Source organism: Rheinheimera sp. B2H12 (genome assembly GCF_059620065.1).
This window is the reverse complement of sequence record NZ_CM184363.1, coordinates 974,925-992,488: the sequence shown is the minus strand read 5'-3', so window position 1 is coordinate 992,488 and position 17,564 is coordinate 974,925. Positions and strand designations below refer to the sequence as shown.

The following is a 17,564-nucleotide window of genomic DNA, read 5'->3' as shown; positions in this document are numbered from 1 at the left end:
GGTGCTGAAATTATTCAGTGATCACGCCTAAAATATTGTCTTCTTTAGTGATGACATATTCTTGGCCATCAATTTTTTCGCTGCGTTCAACATAAGCACCGAAGATCACTTTGTCGCCCACTTTTACTTCTAATGGACGCACAGTACCGTTTTCAAGGATCCGGCCGTTGCCCACAGCTACCACTTCGCCCCGGGTTGATTTTTCAGCAGAAGCGCCGGTCAGTACAATACCACCAGCCGATTTGCTTTCTGCTTCCAGGCGTTTAATGATCACGCGGTCGTGTAATGGACGAATATTCATGCTTAATTTCTCCTAAAGCTTGGTTTGGATTTTAACGTTGACGTTAAATTTGTTGTGACAGCTATATGGGGCAACGCCGAAAAAAAACCAAGGGGTCGCAGAAAAAAATCTGTCTGACGCGAAAAATCCAGCCGTCGCTGAAAGGCAGTACTGCTCCGACCGGTCTTTTCAGGCAACAGCCTGTTTCGATTGGCTGAAACCTTACATTGTGGCAGCATGCAACCATGCTCTGAAGTTGATTTTGCTCGGGAGTTGAGCCAACACCAAGCGCTTTGCGTAAAGCGACTGTTTTGTTCAGCCTGACTGAGGGCCATACAGTGCGGGCTGACAGATTCAGGCCGCGTTTTCAACAACAAGGATAATTTTACTGATGTTACGAATTCTGGGTGGTTTTTTGCTGTTATTGCTGAGCAGCTTTTCACTGCAAGCTAATGATATTTTAAGTAAATTAGGTAATCAGCCACAGTTTTTACCGGTTGAGCAGGCGTTTCAGGTTGATTTTGCCCAGCAGGGTAATCAGCTAAAACTGAGCTGGCAAATTGCGGATGGTTATTATCTGTATAAAGATAAATTCAAAATCGCCGGGGTGGCGGTGAATTTTTCCCACCCACAATATCCACCGGGCATGCCGTATCAGGACGAATATTTTGGCCAGACCGAAATTTACCGGCACCAACTGGTCTTTACTGTGCCACTGGCCAACATAGATGCTGATGCCAGCTTAAAAATCCGTTATCAGGGCTGTGCAGAAGCGGGTTTATGTTATCCGGTGACCACGGTAGAAATTCCGTTGTCGCCATTAGCGGCCAGTAACACGACAGCAGAGCCCATCAGTTCCGAACAACTGGCAACTGAGCCGCAAACCACAGACAACAGCAACAATTCCAATGCCGGTAGCGAAGCTCCAGTGTCACAACAAACCGAGCTGGCACAGCGGTTAAATCAGGATCGCAGTTTCTGGACTTTGGGGTTATTTTTCCTGTTGGGGCTGGGATTGGCCTTTACTCCCTGTGTTTTTCCGATGTACCCGATCCTGACCAGCATTATTGTCGGTCAGGGCCAACAGTTAAGTACGGGGCGGGCTTTTAGTTTGTCTTTGGCCTATGTGCAGGGGATGGCCATTACTTATTCACTGCTTGGACTGGTGGTCGCCAGCGCTGGCGTGCAATTTCAGGCTTATTTTCAGCATCCATGGGTGCTGACTGGCATCAGTGTACTCTTTGTGTTGCTGGCACTGGCGATGTTTGGCGTCTTCCAATTGCAATTACCGGCGAGCTGGCAGCAAAAGGTCAATCAGGTCAGCAATCAACAACAAGGGGGGCGTCTCGGCAGCGCATTGTTGATGGGGGCCTTGTCGGGTTTAGTCGCATCGCCTTGTACGACAGCACCATTAACCGGCGTCTTGTTGTACATAGCGCAAAGTGGTGATTTGGCCTATGGCGCCCTGGTATTGTATGTGCTGAGCTTAGGTATGGGCCTGCCGTTATTGCTACTGGGCGCCACCGGCGGCAAATTTTTACCAAAACCAGGCGCCTGGATGGACAGGATCAAAGCCTTATTTGGTTTTCTGCTGTTATCAGTACCGCTGGTGCTACTGGAACGCATCCTGCCGGATCAGGTGCTGATGATCCTGCTGAGTTTATTACTGCTGACATTTGCCTTGTTTTTGCACCAGACCCAGCAACAATTACAGCGACCGCTGTGGCGATCAGTCACCTGGCTATTGGCCACCTTGCTGGTGGCTGGAACTTTACTGCTGAACCAACGTTTTTGGTGGCCAGCCCCGCAACCGGTAGTGAGTTCAGCACCGTCAGCCACTGCCGGCAAATTTATTGATATTAAAACGCTCGCTGAGCTCGAGACTGAGTTGGCCGCAGCTCAGGCTGCTAATCAGTATGTGATGCTGGATTTATTTGCCGAATGGTGTGTGGCCTGTAAGGAGTTTGAACACATTACTTTTGCTGATGCCGGCGTTAAAACCGAAATGGCCAAAATCCGCTTACTGCGGATCGATGTCACAAAAGCGACCGTCGAAGATCAACAGGTCTTGGATAAATTTAATGTGCTCGGCCTGCCAACTTTGTTGTTTTTTGCACCAAATGGCAACGAATTGACCAAATCCCGCGTCACAGGCTTTATGCCGCCAGCCCAATTTCAGGCCCATCTGGCAGCGCTGAACCCGGGTTAACCAGGACTGCCCACTGCCCTGCAGAGCGCCAGAACTCAGCTTCTGGCGTTTTTTTTGCTGCCAATGGCTGTAGACGACTTCGAAGCTGACAAAAAGTTCCGCTCTGCTGATAAGACCAGTATTTTGCTGCCATTTGCTGCGATTTCTCTATAATAAGCGGCAACTGTGCAATGTCAGCTGCAGCTGAACGGAAAAAGATGCTTTTTTCACCAGCATTTGGCAAGATAAAAACCAAGGCTTTGCAAGATAACTGCAGATGATAGAACTTCAACGGAACAGGCGACAAATGGCAACAGTTTTACGAATTTTGCTTCTGAATGGCCCCAACCTGAATATGCTTGGACAACGGGAGCCACATATTTATGGCACTCAGACCTTGCCTGAAGTCGTCACCAAACTGCAGCAACATGCCACTGATTTGCAAGTTGAATTGACCCATTTGCAAACCAATGCTGAACATGAGCTGGTAACCGCTATTCAGCAAGCTTTGGGCCAACAGGATTATATTCTGATTAATCCGGGCGCTTATACCCACACCAGTATTGCGATCCGCGATGCCTTATTGGCTGTGGCGATACCTTTTATTGAAGTGCACTTGTCGAACGTACATGCGCGTGAAGCATTTCGTCGGCATTCTTATTTATCTGATATTGCGACTGGCGTGATCTGTGGCCTGGGTACTCAGGGTTATCACTTCGCACTGCAAGCCGCAGTATCCGCATTAAGGCCGCAACCAGCCTGATGCAACCATTAAAGTTTTTTGTAAAACAACCAAGATCATAAACCCATATTTCAACTAAGTTAGGCGACATCGTCATGGATATTAGAAAAATTAAAAAACTGATCGAGCTTCTGGAAGAATCAGGTATTAACGAACTGGAAATCACCGAAGGTGAAGAATCGGTTCGTATCAGCCGCGGCGGCCCGGTACAACAATATGCACCAGTACACTATCAAGCGGCCCCACAACCAGCCCCAGTTGCAGCAGCGCCTGCCGCAGCGGCAGCTGCACCAGCAGCACCAGTGGTCACGGGTCACCAGTTGCGTTCACCCATGGTCGGCTCTTTCTACCGCGCCGCTTCACCAACCTCGAAAAACTTCGTCGAAGTGGGTCAAAGCGTCAAAGTCGGCGATACTCTGTGTATCGTTGAAGCGATGAAAATGATGAACCAGATCCAGTCGGACAAAGCAGGCACCATCACAGCCATTCTGGTTGAGAACGGCGAGCCGGTTGAATTTGACCAGCCTTTATTTGTGATCGAATAATTCAAAAGGCCGACCCATGTTAGAAAAAGTGCTGATTGCCAACCGGGGAGAAATTGCACTGCGTATTTTACGCGCCTGCAAAGAACTCGGTATTAAAACTGTTGCAGTGCACTCCACTGTCGACCGAAATTTGAAACATGTGTTGCTGGCTGACGAGACCATCTGTATTGGCCCGGCGCCATCACCACAAAGTTATTTGAATATCCCGGCGCTGATTGCAGCTGCCGAAGTGACCAATGCCCAAGCCATTCACCCAGGCTATGGCTTTTTAGCTGAACGGGCCGATTTTGCCCAGCAAGTCGAAGAAAGTGGCCTGATTTTCATTGGCCCAAGACCGGAATCTATCAGCCTGATGGGTGATAAAGTCTCCGCCATCGAAGCGATGAAAAAAGCCGGTGTACCTTGTGTCCCTGGTTCAGACGGCGCCGTCGGTGACGATGCGGACGTTAACAAAGTTATTGCCAAACGCATCGGTTATCCGATTATCGTCAAAGCCGCCGGTGGTGGTGGTGGTCGTGGCATGCGTGTGGTTCGTAACGAAGACGAACTGGTATCATCGATTGAGATGACCAAAGCTGAAGCTAAAGCTGCTTTTGGTAACGACATGGTTTACATGGAAAAATTCCTGGAAAACCCACGTCATATCGAAATCCAGGTGTTGGCTGATGGTCAAGGTAAAGCCATCCACTTAGGCGAGCGTGACTGTTCAATGCAGCGTCGCCACCAAAAAGTGGTGGAAGAAGCGCCAGCGCCTGGCATTACCCAACAGCAACGCGACTTTATTGGTGGCCGTTGTGTGCAGGCTTGTATCGATCTGAACTATCGCGGTGCCGGTACTTTTGAATTCCTGTATGAAAACGGTGAATTCTTCTTTATCGAGATGAACACCCGTATTCAGGTAGAGCATCCGGTCACTGAAATGATCACCGGCGTTGATTTGATTAAAGAGCAGTTACGCATCGCTTCAGGCATGCCACTGTCAATCAAACAATCCGATATCGTCATTCGCGGTCATGCGGTGGAATGCCGGATTAACGCTGAAGATGCGAAAACCTTTATTCCATCTCCGGGTACTATCACCCGCTTCCACCCACCAGGTGGCAATGGTGTGCGCTGGGATTCGCATATTTATGCCGATTATACAGTACCGCCAAACTATGATTCGATGGTTGGCAAGCTGATCACTTATGGTGAAAACCGTGAAATCGCGATTGCCCGGATGCGCAATGCGTTAAGTGAATTACTGGTCGGTGGCATCAAAACCAATATTGACTTGCACAAGGACATTATGACCGACGTCAACTTCAATAAAGGTGGCACCAATATTCATTACCTGGAGCACAAACTGGGGATGAAGTAATGTTAATCACGGCTGCAGTTGACTGCAGCCGTGATTTTTCTTTATTGTCTGCTCAAGACCAACTCGCGCTATGACTCGCAGGCTGTTCAGCTTAGCTGGCGCCATTAACTACCGTATTTTTTACTGTTTTTACCGCGTTGTTTATTGCGGATTCGCTGCACTTTCCCAGCAAAAAAAGCTTTAAAATCAGTATTGTATTCTTTCAGAATTGCCTGGAAAAACACCCGGAATTTATTCTTGTGGGTACGGCGATGGATATTAAACTGCGGATACAAAGTCATTAATTTTTCAATGTCCCGCGCCGGTGATAATTCCGGGTTTAGTTTATACAGTTCACCACCCACAGGCCGGGTATGGACCACGGTCACAGCATCAATCACTGCGATTTGCCGTTTGGTTTGATTGCCCAGTAAATGGGGCCATAAATTATCCAGCCCCCAGCCCGATGGACTCTGGCCAAAACTGTGCTGCAGCTGTGTCATTGCCAGTTTAGAAAACACTGGCGCCATGACTTCAACAAAATTACAGTAACGCACCACAGAATCAGGCACTTGTAACAGGCTGGCGTGCGAGTAATAAGAGTCATGACTTAATGCAGGTTGTGCCAAATCAAGCGACAAGCCTTCAAATAACGCAAACATCCGGTTGATGGAAGCAGCATCAGCCAGCAAATCATCATCCGGCATCCAGACCGCATCATACTGACTGATAAGCTCTGGGTTTTCGGCGACAATACGGTGCAACACTGGCCATTTCCCACCTTTGACCTGCTCATAATACTGAGCCTGTGACCGGTATTTATCTGCTTCATCGCCGAAATAACTTAAATAAAGATCAAAATTCGGCGTCGCACCTTGCAACCAATGTGGGTGCAATGAACGATCACCAACCCGTCCAATTACTAAATATCGTTTCATTTTGTCTGCCTATAACGGGTTGATAACAAAAGATGGCAGCACCTGCTGTGCTTGCTCAGCTTGTAAAAATGCCACCGCAGTCTGCAGCGCTTCATCAATAGTAACGTCCATATCCAGATAACGATAAGTACCCAGTCGTCCGACAAAAGTGACCTGTTGCTGCTCAGTGGCCAGTGCAACATAATTTTGCAACAAGGCTTTTTCCGCCACCAACCGCACTGGGTAATAAGGCGTATCTTCCGGCTCAGCTTCGCGGCTGTATTCAGCAAAACACACTGTCGCCTGATGCTGTTCCCAAGGGGTAAAATGTTTATGCTCTGAGATGCGGGTATAAGGTATGGACTGATCGCCATAATTCATCACAGCACAGCCCTGATAGTCACCTTCGGCGCGAATTTCTTTAAAATCAAGAGTGCGATAACCAAGCCGGCCGAGTCGGAAATCAAAAAAAGCATCCAGCGGACCCGAATAAAACACATGATGAAAATCAGACACCTGACTGGATTGTAATTTTTCGCCTAACCGGACTTCAATCAATGGATGGTCCAGTAACTTCGCAATCAGTGGGGTGTAGCCTTCGACCGGCATGCCCTGATACGGATGATTAAAATAGTTATCATCGTAGTTAAACCGCACCGGTAACCGCTTCAGAATTGAAGCTGGCAGTTCAGTTGGACTCCGTCCCCATTGTTTCAGGGTATAACCTTTAAAAAAGGCTTCATACAGATCCTGACCAACAAACTTCAGTGCTTGTTGTTCAAAAGATTCAGGCTCAGCAATGCTCTGATCGCCTTGTAATTTGATAAATTCAGCCGCTTCTAACGGTGAAAAAGTTTTCTGATAAAACTGGTTAATGGTATGCAAGTTGATTGGCAGCGAAAACACCCGACCGCCAGTGGTGGTCTTCACCCGGTTGATATAAGGCTTAAACTCACTCAGTGCCGTGACATAATCCCAGACATGCTGTTTATCGGTGTGAAAAATATGCGGACCGAAATGATGTACCATAATACCGCTGGCTTCGTCGCGACTGGAATAGCAGTTACCACCGATGTGCGCGCGAGGTTCAAATACCACAACCCGATAACCAGCTTTGGCCAGCTCGTTTGCAATCACTGCGCCAGAAAATCCAGCTCCTGCAATACCAATAATTTTCGACATAAAGCAGCCTTTTCAGGTTGAATAAAGTTGTTATTCTACACTAGCCAGTAAAGGCTGCACCAGCGAGTCTAATGGGTACAACAGCGCAAACGCTTGAAAAACTGCCGGTTGCGGGGCCGGTTCTTACCGCTTCAACGCCTGCGACTGTTGCAAATCCGTAACACAACCGCGGAGCTTACAATTTCAAACATTTGTTATCTTTTTTATGACATCCCATTGCAATAAAATTTCTGTCACTCACTGTTACACTGGCTGTGGTCGATTCAGCTTGTTGTCAGACTGACCGTTTTATTATGTCTTGATTTTGAGCCAGATTTCCGTGTCGCTGAGCAAACGCTTGCCTGCAAGCAGATCAGTTTTATGGCTAACCACAGATTCACATTCACAATCCGGGGTTGAACAGGTAGAATCGCCGGCCTGAAAAATCTGCCGGCTCCATTTTTCATAAAGGTCAGAAACAATGTGGTATAAACCGTTTAAACAGTTGGTCATCAGTACAATGCTACTTGGCAGCTACGCAGCGCAAGCCGAACTTTTTGTTGATAGCTCGGACCTGTACTTACGCGCCGATATGCAACTATTGTCAGACTATGGCCTGATAGCCTCGCCTTTAAATACCTACCCACTGCGTTGGCAAGCGATTGGTCAGGAATTAAAGCAGGTTGATCAAAACCGGCTGACAGGCAAGGTGGCAGAAGTTTACCAACGGGTGTACCAACGCTATCTCGCTGAGCAACAAACCAGTGTTCAGGGCAAATTAAGTGCGGTCGTCGCCAGTGATGCCGCTCAGTTTCGTCATTTTGGTGCCGATTATCGCGAAAAACAGCAAGCGACAGCCAGTGTCAGTTTTCAGTCCGAATATCTGGCGGGAAAAGGGTCAGTGACGCAGGTAAAAGAGGCTTCTGATGGCAAAAATACCCGGCCAGATGATAGTTATCTGGCGCTGGTGCTTGACCGCTGGACTTTGAGCGCTGGTTATATTGAGCAGTGGTGGGGCCCAGGCGTTGATAGTAGCCTGCATAAATCCACCAATGCCCGCCCTATGCCAGGGCTGATGCTGACAGGCTATCATGCAGCTGACTATGATTACCAATGGCTCAACTGGTTTGGTCCCTGGAGTGTGCAAAGTTCAGTCAGCCGAATGGAGCATGAACGGGTGGTCGCAAATCCGTTGTTATGGAGCAACCGGCTAAATTTAAGACCTATTGCCAAGCTGGAAATTGGCTTGTCTTTTACCGCACAGCTGTGTGGTGAAGGCATTGACTGTGGCTTGGATGCATTTAAAGATTTACTATCAGGCAATACCAGTTGCCCGGAAAATCTGCCGGGCTGTGCTGATATCGACAAATCAACCAAAGGCAATCAGATAGCAGGTTTTGATCTGCAATACCGTGACTTGTGGTTCGGCCAACCGGTTTCGCTGTACGTCGAACGAACCTGTGAAGATACGTCAGGCGGTGGGCCACTGGATATTGCTGATTGCGCCAATCTGGCAGGCGGTCATACCTGGCTGCAACTGTCGCAGCAGCAAGTTAAAGTATTTGTCGAATATTCAGATACTATGGTGGCTTGTAGTGAAGATAATAAATACTACAACTGCTTTTACGAACATTTCACTTACGGTAGCGGCTCCCGCTATTACCAGCGCAGCCTGGGCAGCACCTATGAGAGTGACGCCAGAAGCTGGGTGTTAGGCGCAGTTACCCGCTTTGCCGATCAGAGCGGACTTTATGCCACCATCCGTAATATCAAACTCAATTATGACGGTCTAAACTATCCAGCAAACTACAAGCCAGTGAATGACAAACAGCAAATCGTTAGACTGGATTTGAATTATCAACGGCCATTTTGGCATGGTACGCTGAAACTTGGTGCCAGTACGGCCAATATTCAATATCCGGATGCGGCTGACAAACGGGAAAATACCCTGTATTCCGGCTATGTTTATCAGTTCTGACGCGAACGCCAGCCTGCGGGTTGGCGTTCGTGCTTTAATAAGCCAACTTTAGCTGAGCGCCCCCTTTAACTGCCAAAGAGAATGTCATGCCCTGGATCCAATTACGTGTTCACACCACCGAAAAACAAGCAGAAACGGTCAGCGATATGCTGATGAGCTGGGGCGCGCAGGCCGTCAGCTTTGTCGACGCCCATGACACGCCCATTTATGAACCTATGCCAGGTGAAGTGATTTATTGGGCCAATACCGTGGTGGTAGGTCTGTTTGATGCTGAACATCCGATGGATAAAGTGATCCGGCAACTGCAGCAAGTCAGCTTGTTTAAGCAAGGTGTACAGTACAAACTGGAACAATTAGAAGATAAAGACTGGGAACGGGAATGGATGGATAATTTCCACCCAATCCGCTTTGGGCAAAGGTTGTGGGTTTGTCCATCTTGGCGCGATATTCCGGACCCGAGCGCCGTCAATGTGATGCTAGATCCGGGTCTGGCGTTTGGCACTGGTACCCACCCGACCACAGCACTTTGCATGGAATGGCTGGATGGTCAGGATCTGTCGCAAGCACTGGTGGTCGATTTTGGCTGCGGCTCCGGAATTTTAGGCATCGCCGCGTTAAAACTCGGTGCGAATCGGGTGGTGGGTGTAGATATAGATCCGCAGGCGATTGAAGCCAGTACCGCCAATGCCGAGCGCAACGGCGTGGCAGGTCAAATCGAACTCTATCTGCCAAAAGATCAACCACAACTGCAAGCGGATGTAGTGGTCGCCAACATTCTGGCAGGTCCGCTGGCTGAATTATCAGCCATTATCAGCGCTTATGTAAGGCCCGGTGGTTTATTAGCCTTATCTGGCATCCTGGAAAGCCAGGCGCAACAAGTGATCGATGCTTACAGCACAGAGTTCGACTTTGATCCGGTTGCGGTGAAAGAAGAATGGGTACGGTTAAGCGCGCGGAAAAAATCCCTGTAACATCCCCCTTCCCTCTTTTCCATATTGCCACAGCGCCCTATTGCGCGCTGTGGCAACTTCTGTTTTCCAGTTACTGCAACCAACAGCGTTAATTTTTCGTTGATAGTGCTTCTCACTTGAATGCCATTGTTATAGTATAACATTTCAATTTAGGGGGATTTTATCGTGTCAGTGCAATTTTTTCAGCGTTCTAATATCCAACAAAGTTTAATGGCAGCAGCCGTATTAATGGCTTTAACAGGCTGTGATGGCTCAAGCCACAGTAACGAAGGTAAACCTGCCACCGAACATAAACATGACAAAGTACAATCAGCCGGCCGGCTGATCCTTAGTGCTGCCGGCAGCAATCAGGTGCATGTTTACGACATCCAACAACAAAAACAGCTCGGCAGCTTTGACAGTAAATTTCCGATCCAGGCGATTTATAGCAGTCCTGAACAACGTTATGCAGTATTGATGCAAAGAACTGATAACAAAGTCAGTTTTGTCGATGGTGGTTTATGGCAAGAAGATCATGGCAACCATATGCATGATTATCAGCAAGCAGCCAAACTTAGCAGTTTTCAGCTCAATGGCCCGGCACCAACCCATTACGAAGTCCACAGCGGCCAGGCGGCCATCTTTTTTGATGGCGTCGCCAACCCGCGACAAGCTTCCGCCGTACAATTGCTGACGGATGCCAGTATCGGCAATGCGAAGCTCGCCGCCAGCCTTAATCTGCCACAGAATATGCATGGTACTGCCGAACCGCGCGGCAAACATTTGTTAACGACCTTCCGGCCAGCGGATGCCAGCAATACTTTACCAACGCAGGTCGAGTGGTATCAGCTAAATGGCGAAAATTACGTCTTAAAAGAAAAGTTCGCCGAGCAATGCCCTGGCCTGCACGGCAGTTTTTCCAATAAAGATTACAGTGTGTTTGGCTGTACTGACGGCGTGCTGGTGGTAGAACAAAAAGCAGACCAAATGGTGGCGAGTAAAATTGCCAACCCAAGTGGGATGTCAGGCCGGATCGGCACTGTGACCGGTCATAAAAACCTCAGTACCATGCTAGGTTTTGCCGGCCAAGACCAATACTTGCTGGATCCGGTGGCAAAAACCATGACCTTGCTTAACTGGCGCGGCAACAGCACGGCCACCCGCACCGCTTTTGCCATGTCAGGTGACGGGGACTATTTTGCCCAGCTTGATAGCAGCGGCAAACTGACAGTGCAAGATGTGAACACCGGTTACAGCATCAAAGGCAGCTTGCAGCTGATCAGCAAAATTGACAGCGCCAACCCACCAGTGATCAGTGCCAATTTGCAAAACGACGATATTTTCATCACAGATCCAGCCAACCAGCAACTGTTGAAAGTGGATCTGGCGGCACTGACCAACAGCAGTCTGAAACTTGATTTTACACCAGCCAAAATGAGCTGGGTTGGTATCGCCAAGCCTGCCAAATAACTCTTTGTTTCCCTGACGGCAAGATGGTCAGGCATGTTTTCATCACACCACGTTCCTGGGAGATGATTTTAGCACCTGTTCGCAGGTGCTTTTTTTTTAGCTGAAACCGACATCAGCTGCAGGCGGCACTATCGCTGCCAGCCACTCAACAAAAACCAACCGGCAGCGTTTATCCGCGCTTGATGGCAAGCCTGAGCTGAACTGGCCAGCTTTTGCGCAATTGTCAGCAATTGAAGCCAAACCACAGCGCTTAAAAAAACACCAGCAAAACAATTATCTTTTTCTGATCACACTGATTCTGGCGGCTTCGGTATTTTGTTGAGTCTAATTTTCAGACGTTTAGCGATTGTCAACCCGCCAAAGGCCAATAAATTTGCACTTTTGTTTAAATATTAGCCTTTGCTTTGCTGGAAAAAATCCGTAAACTTAGCGCCCCTTTGGGGTAGAGCCTAGAGATATAGCGGTGCGCATCGGACCATACCAATTATCGAACAATGTAATCTGTGCGCCGATGGCTGGCGTGACCGATTACACTTTTCGTCAGCTTTGCCGTCGTTTTGGTGCAGGTTTAGCTGTGTCTGAAATGATGTCGAGCAATCCTTTGGTGTGGCAAAGCGAAAAGTCGCTGAATCGGATGACGCATGGCGATGAGTCTGGCCTGAGGTCAGTACAAATTGCTGGTGCCGATCCGGAGCAGATGGCCGAAGCTGCCCTGTTTAATGTTGAACATGGCGCTCAGATCATCGACATCAATATGGGATGTCCAGCAAAAAAAGTGAACAAAAAATTGGCTGGTTCGGCGCTGTTACAGTATCCCGAACTGGTCGAGCAAATTGTTCAGGCTGTAGTCAAGGCGGTTTCAGTTCCGGTTACGCTGAAAATTCGGACCGGCTGGGACACCGATAATCGCAATGGCGTGCAGATAGCACGGATTGCACAAGACAATGGCATTCAATGCCTGGCGGTTCACGGCCGAACCAAAGCCTGTATGTATAAAGGAGAAGCGGAGTACGACACCATCCGCGCTATCAAACAGGCAGTGTCGATCCCGGTGATTGCGAACGGAGACATCACCTCACCGCAAAAAGCCAGGTTTGTGCTGGATTACACCGGTGCTGACGCCATCATGATTGGGCGGGCAGCACAGGGCCGGCCCTGGATTTTTCGGGAAGTGGTGCATTACCTTGCCACAGGGGAACTGTTGGCACCACCCGACCTGCAGCAGGTCAGGGAGATTTTGCTGGAACACGTTCAAGGCTTACACCAGCTGTATGGTGCAGTGCTTGGCCCGCGTATTGCCCGCAAACATGTGGGTTGGTATCTGGCTGAACACGATGCCGAAGGCGCGTTCCGCAGTGAATTTAACGGTATCGAGCAGCAACAGACGCAGCTTGATGCTTTGTGGAATTATTTCGAACAACTAGCAGCAACTAACGTAAAGAGACCTGGTAATGTTTAATCAAAACGTGACTTCGCCATTTATCACCAACGCACATGTACAGACTCAGGAAAAACCGCAGCCTTTAAGTAATGCGGTACAAAAAGCGGTGGCGAACTACCTGCAACAGTTAAACGGTCAGGACGTCAACGACCTGTACGAACTGGTGTTGTCAGAACTGGAAAAACCATTACTGGAAGAAGTAATGAAGTATACCCGCGGTAATCAGACCCGCGCCGCCAATCTGATGGGCATCAACCGCGGCACGCTGCGCAAGAAGCTGAAACAATACGGCATGAGTTAATGCCCCTGCGGGAGGAGTCCCGCCAGAAAGCACCTTCGGGTGCTTTTTTGTTTCTGGGCATCGGCAAATTGCTGCTCCGGTGCCATAGATACCCGTGTTGCGCAGCACAATGATTTTACGGCTATGCTTGTCGCCATCATTGCCCTCGCAGCACAGACAGAGCAGAATTTTTTATCCCTTGCTTATCGAAGATACTAAAGAGAGAACCGATATGACCTCAGCTCGTCCAATCCGTCGTGCACTTTTGAGTGTGTCTGACAAAACTGGCATTGTTGAATTCGCCCGTGCCTTAGCAGCACAAGGCGTGGAACTGTTATCCACCGGTGGTACTGCCAAATTACTGGCTGAACAACACATTCCGGTTATTGAAGTCTCCGACTACACCGGACATCCGGAAATTATGGATGGCCGGGTCAAAACCCTGCATCCGAAAGTGCATGGTGGCATTTTAGCCCGCCGTGGACAAGATGAAGCTGTGATGGCCGCAAACAACATTCAGGCTATTGATCTGGTGGTGGTAAACCTGTACCCATTCGCCAGCACAGTGGCTAAACCAGGTTGTACCCTGGCCGATGCAGTCGAAAACATCGATATCGGCGGCCCGACCATGGTGCGTGCAGCAGCAAAAAACCATGCCGATGTCACTATTGTGGTAAACGCTGCTGATTACGATAAAGTACTTTCAGAAATGGCCGCCAATCAAGGTGCGACCACCCAGGCCACCCGTTTTAGTCTGGCGATCAGTGCCTTTGAACATACCGCCCAATACGACGGTATGATTGCCAACTACTTTGGTACCATGCTGCCAGCCTATGACACAGTAGACGCACCGCCGAGCAAATTCCCGCGTACTTTTAACAGCCAGTTTGTGAAAAAGCAGGATTTACGCTACGGCGAAAATAGCCATCAGCAAGCTGCTTTTTATGTCGAGCAGCAGATCCAGGAAGCTTCAGTGGCAAGCAGCACTCAGTTACAAGGCAAAGAGCTGTCTTATAACAATATCGCCGATACTGATGCCGCACTGGAATGTGTGAAAGAATTCATTGAGCCTGCCTGTGTCATCGTCAAACACGCCAATCCTTGTGGTGTGGCCATTGGTGACGATATTCTGGCAGCTTATAACCGCGCTTATCAGACTGACCCCACCTCAGCTTTTGGCGGCATCATCGCGTTTAACCGCGAATTAGATGCAGTCACGGCCGAAGCTATTGTCAGCCGCCAGTTTGTTGAAGTGATTATTGCGCCAACGGCAACAGATGACGCAGCGGCTGTGATTGCGAAAAAGCCGAATGTGCGTTTATTGGTCTGTGGCCAGTGGGATAGCAAAACCGCAGGTTTTGATATTAAACGTGTCAACGGTGGTGTATTAGTGCAAGACCGCGACCAGAAGATGGTTACTGCGGATGACTTAAAAGTGGTGTCCAAGCGTCAGCCAACAGCAGATGAACTGCGTGATTTATTGTTCTGCTGGAAAGTGGCCAAATACGTCAAATCCAATGCCATTGTGTACGCAAAAGATTCAATGACCATTGGCGTCGGTGCCGGTCAGATGAGCCGCGTGTACAGCGCTAAAATCGCCGGCATTAAAGCCGCCGATGAAAACCTGGAAGTAAAAGGTTCAGTCATGGCCTCAGATGCGTTTTTCCCATTCCGCGATGGCATTGACGCCGCGGCTGCTGCCGGTATCAAAGCCGTGATCCAGCCTGGTGGCTCAATGCGTGATGCTGAAGTTATTGCTGCCGCGGATGAACACGGCATGACCATGATCTTTACCGGCGTTCGGCATTTCCGTCATTAATCATTCTTGATGACATGATGTGATGCTCAGCACGGCAATCCAGGTTGCCGTGCTGAGCCAACGGAGTTCAGATGCAGACAGCAACAGACATGTGGCAGTATCCACTGCTCCTGAGTTATCAGGGACAACAGGAACTGGAACTACTTACTACCCCAGCCGCTTTTGCGCAGTTACAACTAGATAATCCTTTTTTGTTGCCAGACGCTGATCGCTTGATCGACGTAGAGGGCCGGGTCTATCAGCTTGATACGGCAAAACAATGGTATCTCAGTGCGCAAGTGCTGGATCTGACTGCAGTGACTGAACTAGTCCAACAACATTTTTTTGCTTGTGCGCAAAGTTGTGTGCTAAAAATTCAGCCACCTGATATCGCCAGTGCCTTTGGCATGCTGACATCCTAACGATCAGTCCGACTTTCCCCCGCTATTTCAAATGAATATTGAACTATTCACAAAAAAAACTGACAAAGCCGCGTTATTGCATTTAAGTGCTTGATATTTCTGCCTGAAATAGCGTTTCTAACCAGCACTCAATTAATTATTCATGAAAATATATAATTGATTTTATTTGAAAAATAACTCATAAATACCTATTAAGTCATAGAAATAGAAATTTGCGCTTGGATCTGATTTAAATCCAAAGAATACAAAGTAAGTGATCGGTTTATCCGTCCGGTCAAAGGAGGTCGCCATTGGATGTCATCACAATCAATAACTTACTGCTGGTCGGAGCCATTCTGGTCGCTTTCAGCATCATGATGAGCTCCTTTGCCAGCAAAGTCGGCGTGCCTATCCTGGTGATTTTTTTATCTGTCGGCATGCTGGCTGGTGTCGATGGTCCTGGCGGTATTGTTTTTAACGACTATTCGCTGGCCTACCTGGTCAGTAACCTGGCACTGGCAGTGATCCTGCTGGATGGCGGGATGCGAACCAGCCGCAGTAGTTTTAAAGTCGCCTTGTGGCCGGCCTTGTCACTGGCCACTGTCGGCGTGATGATTACCGCAGGTCTGACTGGTATTGCTGCCGCCTGGTTATTTAATCTGAGCTTACTGGAAGGCTTGCTGATTGGCGCTATCGTTGGCTCCACCGATGCCGCTGTGGTCTTTAATTTACTCAATGGCAAAGGGTTGAACAAAAGGGTTGGCGCTACGCTGGAAATTGAGTCCGGTAGCAACGATCCGATGGCGATGTTTCTCACAGTAACGTTGATTGCCATGTTAGTCGCCGGCCAGACCAGCTTTGAATGGTCGGTGCTCACAAGTCTGGTACAGCAATTTGGCGTTGGTATTGTGCTTGGCCTCGGCGGCGGTTGGTTGCTGCTGCAATTGATTAATAAAATTCAAATCGCCGATGGACTTTATCCGCTACTCGCGGTCAGTGGTGGTATTATTCTGTATGCCTTATCTGGTGCCGTTGGTGGCAGTGGTATCCTCAGCGTCTATGTTTGTGGTCTGGTGCTGGGCAATAATCCGATCCGGAACCGCCATGGTATTTTGCATATGTTTGATGGCCTGGCCTGGCTGAGCCAAATTGGTATGTTCCTGGTGCTGGGGCTGTTATTGACGCCAAGCGAACTGCTGCCAATCGCGGTACCCGCCTTGCTGTTGTCGTTGTGGATGATTTTATTCGCCCGGCCACTGTCAATTTTTATCGGCCTGTTACCATTTCGCGGTTTTAGCCTGAAAGAACGGACCTTTATTTCCTGGGTTGGCTTGCGCGGCGCTGTGCCGGTGATCCTGGCGGTATTCCCGCTGATGGCAGGCCTGCCTAATGCCCAGCTGTTTTTTAATGTGGCGTTTTTTATTGTGCTGGTGTCATTGCTGTTACAAGGCACTACGCTGGGGTTCGCGGCACGCAAAGCCAATGTAGTGGTACCTTCAGTGCCCTCGCCTATTTCCCGCTCCAGCATTGAAATTAATCTGAAAAGTCAGTGGGAATTATTTGTCTACCGACTCAGTGAGGAGAAATGGTGTATCGGCAGCGAACTGCGTAGCCTCTGCATGCCGGAAAATACCCGGATTGTGGCCTTGTTCCGCGATAATCAGTTGCTACACCCATCGGGTAGCACCATGCTGATGGCCAGCGATATTTTATGTATTGTCGGTCATGATGCAGATTTAGCCAAACTTGGCAGAATGTTCAGTCAGACGCCGGAGAAGCAGTTCGACAACGAGTTCTTTAACTTTGATTTCTTTGGTGATTTTATGATTGACGGCAATGCCAAGCTGGATGATCTGGCGATGTTCTATTCACTGGATCTATCCGAATGCGCGACGTGCAGCCAAATCAATGAGTTTTTTGTCAAGAAGCACGGGGGGCAGCCTGTCGTGGGTGACTTTATCCATTGGTCAGGCATGGTTTGGACAGTGGCAGAACTGGAGCAGGATCAAATCAGTAAGCTAGGGGTAAAAGCGATGACTGAAATCAATGCCAACTAAGGCCGCTTCACAGCAGC

The 17,564-nt window shown here is 48.8% G+C and carries 15 protein-coding genes; 12 read left to right on the top strand and 3 right to left on the bottom strand.

The window, feature by feature from the left end:
* Window positions 1-10: 10 nt before the first annotated feature.
* The gene (locus AC53GJ_RS04430) at window positions 11-301 is read right to left on the bottom strand and encodes a co-chaperone GroES (protein ID WP_496731331.1); all 291 of its coding nucleotides are present in this window, start codon (window positions 299-301) and stop codon (window positions 11-13) included.
* 370 nt (window positions 302-671) lie between these two features.
* Here AC53GJ_RS04430 and AC53GJ_RS04425 point away from each other — a divergent pair, with 370 nt between their 5' ends.
* The 4 genes from AC53GJ_RS04425 to accC all read left to right on the top strand — a co-directional run bounded on the left by AC53GJ_RS04425 (window position 672) and on the right by accC (window position 5,115).
* Window positions 672-2,489, top strand: coding sequence for a protein-disulfide reductase DsbD (locus AC53GJ_RS04425; RefSeq protein WP_496731330.1), 1,818 nt, complete (start codon window positions 672-674; stop codon window positions 2,487-2,489).
* Window positions 2,490-2,775: 286 nt separating this feature from the next.
* Complete coding sequence (gene aroQ / locus AC53GJ_RS04420) at window positions 2,776-3,231, top strand: type II 3-dehydroquinate dehydratase (RefSeq protein ID WP_496731329.1); 456 nt, start codon at window positions 2,776-2,778, stop codon at window positions 3,229-3,231.
* Between the two features lie 74 nt (window positions 3,232-3,305).
* Window positions 3,306-3,755: an acetyl-CoA carboxylase biotin carboxyl carrier protein gene (accB, locus tag AC53GJ_RS04415; RefSeq protein WP_496731328.1), complete on the top strand. Its 450-nt coding sequence runs from the start codon at window positions 3,306-3,308 to the stop codon at window positions 3,753-3,755.
* 16 nt (window positions 3,756-3,771) lie between these two features.
* On the top strand, window positions 3,772-5,115 hold the full coding sequence (accC, locus tag AC53GJ_RS04410; protein ID WP_496731327.1) for an acetyl-CoA carboxylase biotin carboxylase subunit: 1,344 nt from the start codon (window positions 3,772-3,774) through the stop codon (window positions 5,113-5,115).
* A gap of 104 nt (window positions 5,116-5,219) precedes the next feature.
* On the opposite strand, the gene AC53GJ_RS04405 is transcribed toward accC, so the two are convergent.
* Together AC53GJ_RS04405 and glf are read right to left on the bottom strand one after the other, a co-directional pair.
* Window positions 5,220-6,032 (bottom strand): DUF707 domain-containing protein, encoded by an 813-nt coding sequence (locus AC53GJ_RS04405; RefSeq protein WP_496731326.1) that lies wholly within the window; start codon window positions 6,030-6,032, stop codon window positions 5,220-5,222.
* A 9-nt stretch (window positions 6,033-6,041) separates the two neighbouring features.
* Window positions 6,042-7,193: a UDP-galactopyranose mutase gene (gene glf, locus AC53GJ_RS04400; RefSeq protein ID WP_496731325.1), complete on the bottom strand. Its 1,152-nt coding sequence runs from the start codon at window positions 7,191-7,193 to the stop codon at window positions 6,042-6,044.
* A gap of 460 nt (window positions 7,194-7,653) precedes the next feature.
* Between glf and AC53GJ_RS04395 the strand changes: the two genes are divergently transcribed.
* The 8 genes from AC53GJ_RS04395 (at window position 7,654) to AC53GJ_RS04360 (ending at window position 17,547) form a co-directional block, all read left to right on the top strand.
* Window positions 7,654-9,150, top strand: a complete 1,497-nt coding sequence (locus AC53GJ_RS04395) for a capsule assembly Wzi family protein (RefSeq protein ID WP_496731324.1) — start codon at window positions 7,654-7,656, stop codon at window positions 9,148-9,150.
* 86 nt (window positions 9,151-9,236) lie between these two features.
* Window positions 9,237-10,121, top strand: coding sequence for a 50S ribosomal protein L11 methyltransferase (prmA, locus tag AC53GJ_RS04390; RefSeq protein WP_496731323.1), 885 nt, complete (start codon window positions 9,237-9,239; stop codon window positions 10,119-10,121).
* 228 nt (window positions 10,122-10,349) lie between these two features.
* The gene (locus tag AC53GJ_RS04385) at window positions 10,350-11,570 is read left to right on the top strand and encodes a hypothetical protein (protein WP_496731322.1); all 1,221 of its coding nucleotides are present in this window, start codon (window positions 10,350-10,352) and stop codon (window positions 11,568-11,570) included.
* Between the two features lie 463 nt (window positions 11,571-12,033).
* A complete protein-coding gene (gene dusB, locus AC53GJ_RS04380; RefSeq protein ID WP_496731321.1) occupies window positions 12,034-13,029 on the top strand; it encodes a tRNA dihydrouridine synthase DusB in 996 nt (331 codons plus the stop codon).
* Window positions 13,022-13,312 carry a DNA-binding transcriptional regulator Fis gene (gene fis / locus AC53GJ_RS04375; protein WP_008897208.1) on the top strand — a complete coding sequence of 97 codons (291 nt, stop codon included), beginning with the start codon at window positions 13,022-13,024 and terminating at the stop codon, window positions 13,310-13,312. The genes dusB and fis overlap by 8 nt, the downstream gene beginning before the upstream one ends.
* A gap of 211 nt (window positions 13,313-13,523) precedes the next feature.
* Window positions 13,524-15,110 carry a bifunctional phosphoribosylaminoimidazolecarboxamide formyltransferase/IMP cyclohydrolase gene (purH, locus tag AC53GJ_RS04370; protein ID WP_496731320.1) on the top strand — a complete coding sequence of 529 codons (1,587 nt, stop codon included), beginning with the start codon at window positions 13,524-13,526 and terminating at the stop codon, window positions 15,108-15,110.
* Window positions 15,111-15,181: 71 nt separating this feature from the next.
* Window positions 15,182-15,511, top strand: a complete 330-nt coding sequence (locus AC53GJ_RS04365; protein WP_496731319.1) for a DUF4144 family protein — start codon at window positions 15,182-15,184, stop codon at window positions 15,509-15,511.
* 290 nt (window positions 15,512-15,801) lie between these two features.
* A complete protein-coding gene (locus tag AC53GJ_RS04360; RefSeq protein ID WP_496731318.1) occupies window positions 15,802-17,547 on the top strand; it encodes a potassium/proton antiporter in 1,746 nt (581 codons plus the stop codon).
* Window positions 17,548-17,564: the final 17 nt, after the last annotated feature.

Excerpts from the sequence above, each read along its gene's own strand:
- AC53GJ_RS04365 (WP_496731319.1), top strand. The coding sequence starts at position 15,182 with ATGCAGACAGCAACAGACATGTGGCAGTATCCACTGCTCCTGAGTTAT.
- AC53GJ_RS04385 (WP_496731322.1), top strand. The coding sequence starts at position 10,350 with ATGGCTTTAACAGGCTGTGATGGCTCAAGCCACAGTAACGAAGGTAAA.
- accC (WP_496731327.1), top strand. The coding sequence starts at position 3,772 with ATGTTAGAAAAAGTGCTGATTGCCAACCGGGGAGAAATTGCACTGCGT.
- glf (WP_496731325.1), bottom strand. The coding sequence starts at position 7,193 with ATGTCGAAAATTATTGGTATTGCAGGAGCTGGATTTTCTGGCGCAGTG.
- AC53GJ_RS04430 (WP_496731331.1), bottom strand. The coding sequence starts at position 301 with ATGAATATTCGTCCATTACACGACCGCGTGATCATTAAACGCCTGGAA.
- AC53GJ_RS04405 (WP_496731326.1), bottom strand. The coding sequence starts at position 6,032 with ATGAAACGATATTTAGTAATTGGACGGGTTGGTGATCGTTCATTGCAC.
- accB (WP_496731328.1), top strand. The coding sequence starts at position 3,306 with ATGGATATTAGAAAAATTAAAAAACTGATCGAGCTTCTGGAAGAATCA.
- AC53GJ_RS04425 (WP_496731330.1), top strand. The coding sequence starts at position 672 with ATGTTACGAATTCTGGGTGGTTTTTTGCTGTTATTGCTGAGCAGCTTT.
- fis (WP_008897208.1), top strand. The coding sequence starts at position 13,022 with ATGTTTAATCAAAACGTGACTTCGCCATTTATCACCAACGCACATGTA.
- prmA (WP_496731323.1), top strand. The coding sequence starts at position 9,237 with ATGCCCTGGATCCAATTACGTGTTCACACCACCGAAAAACAAGCAGAA.
- purH (WP_496731320.1), top strand. The coding sequence starts at position 13,524 with ATGACCTCAGCTCGTCCAATCCGTCGTGCACTTTTGAGTGTGTCTGAC.
- aroQ (WP_496731329.1), top strand. The coding sequence starts at position 2,776 with ATGGCAACAGTTTTACGAATTTTGCTTCTGAATGGCCCCAACCTGAAT.
- AC53GJ_RS04395 (WP_496731324.1), top strand. The coding sequence starts at position 7,654 with ATGTGGTATAAACCGTTTAAACAGTTGGTCATCAGTACAATGCTACTT.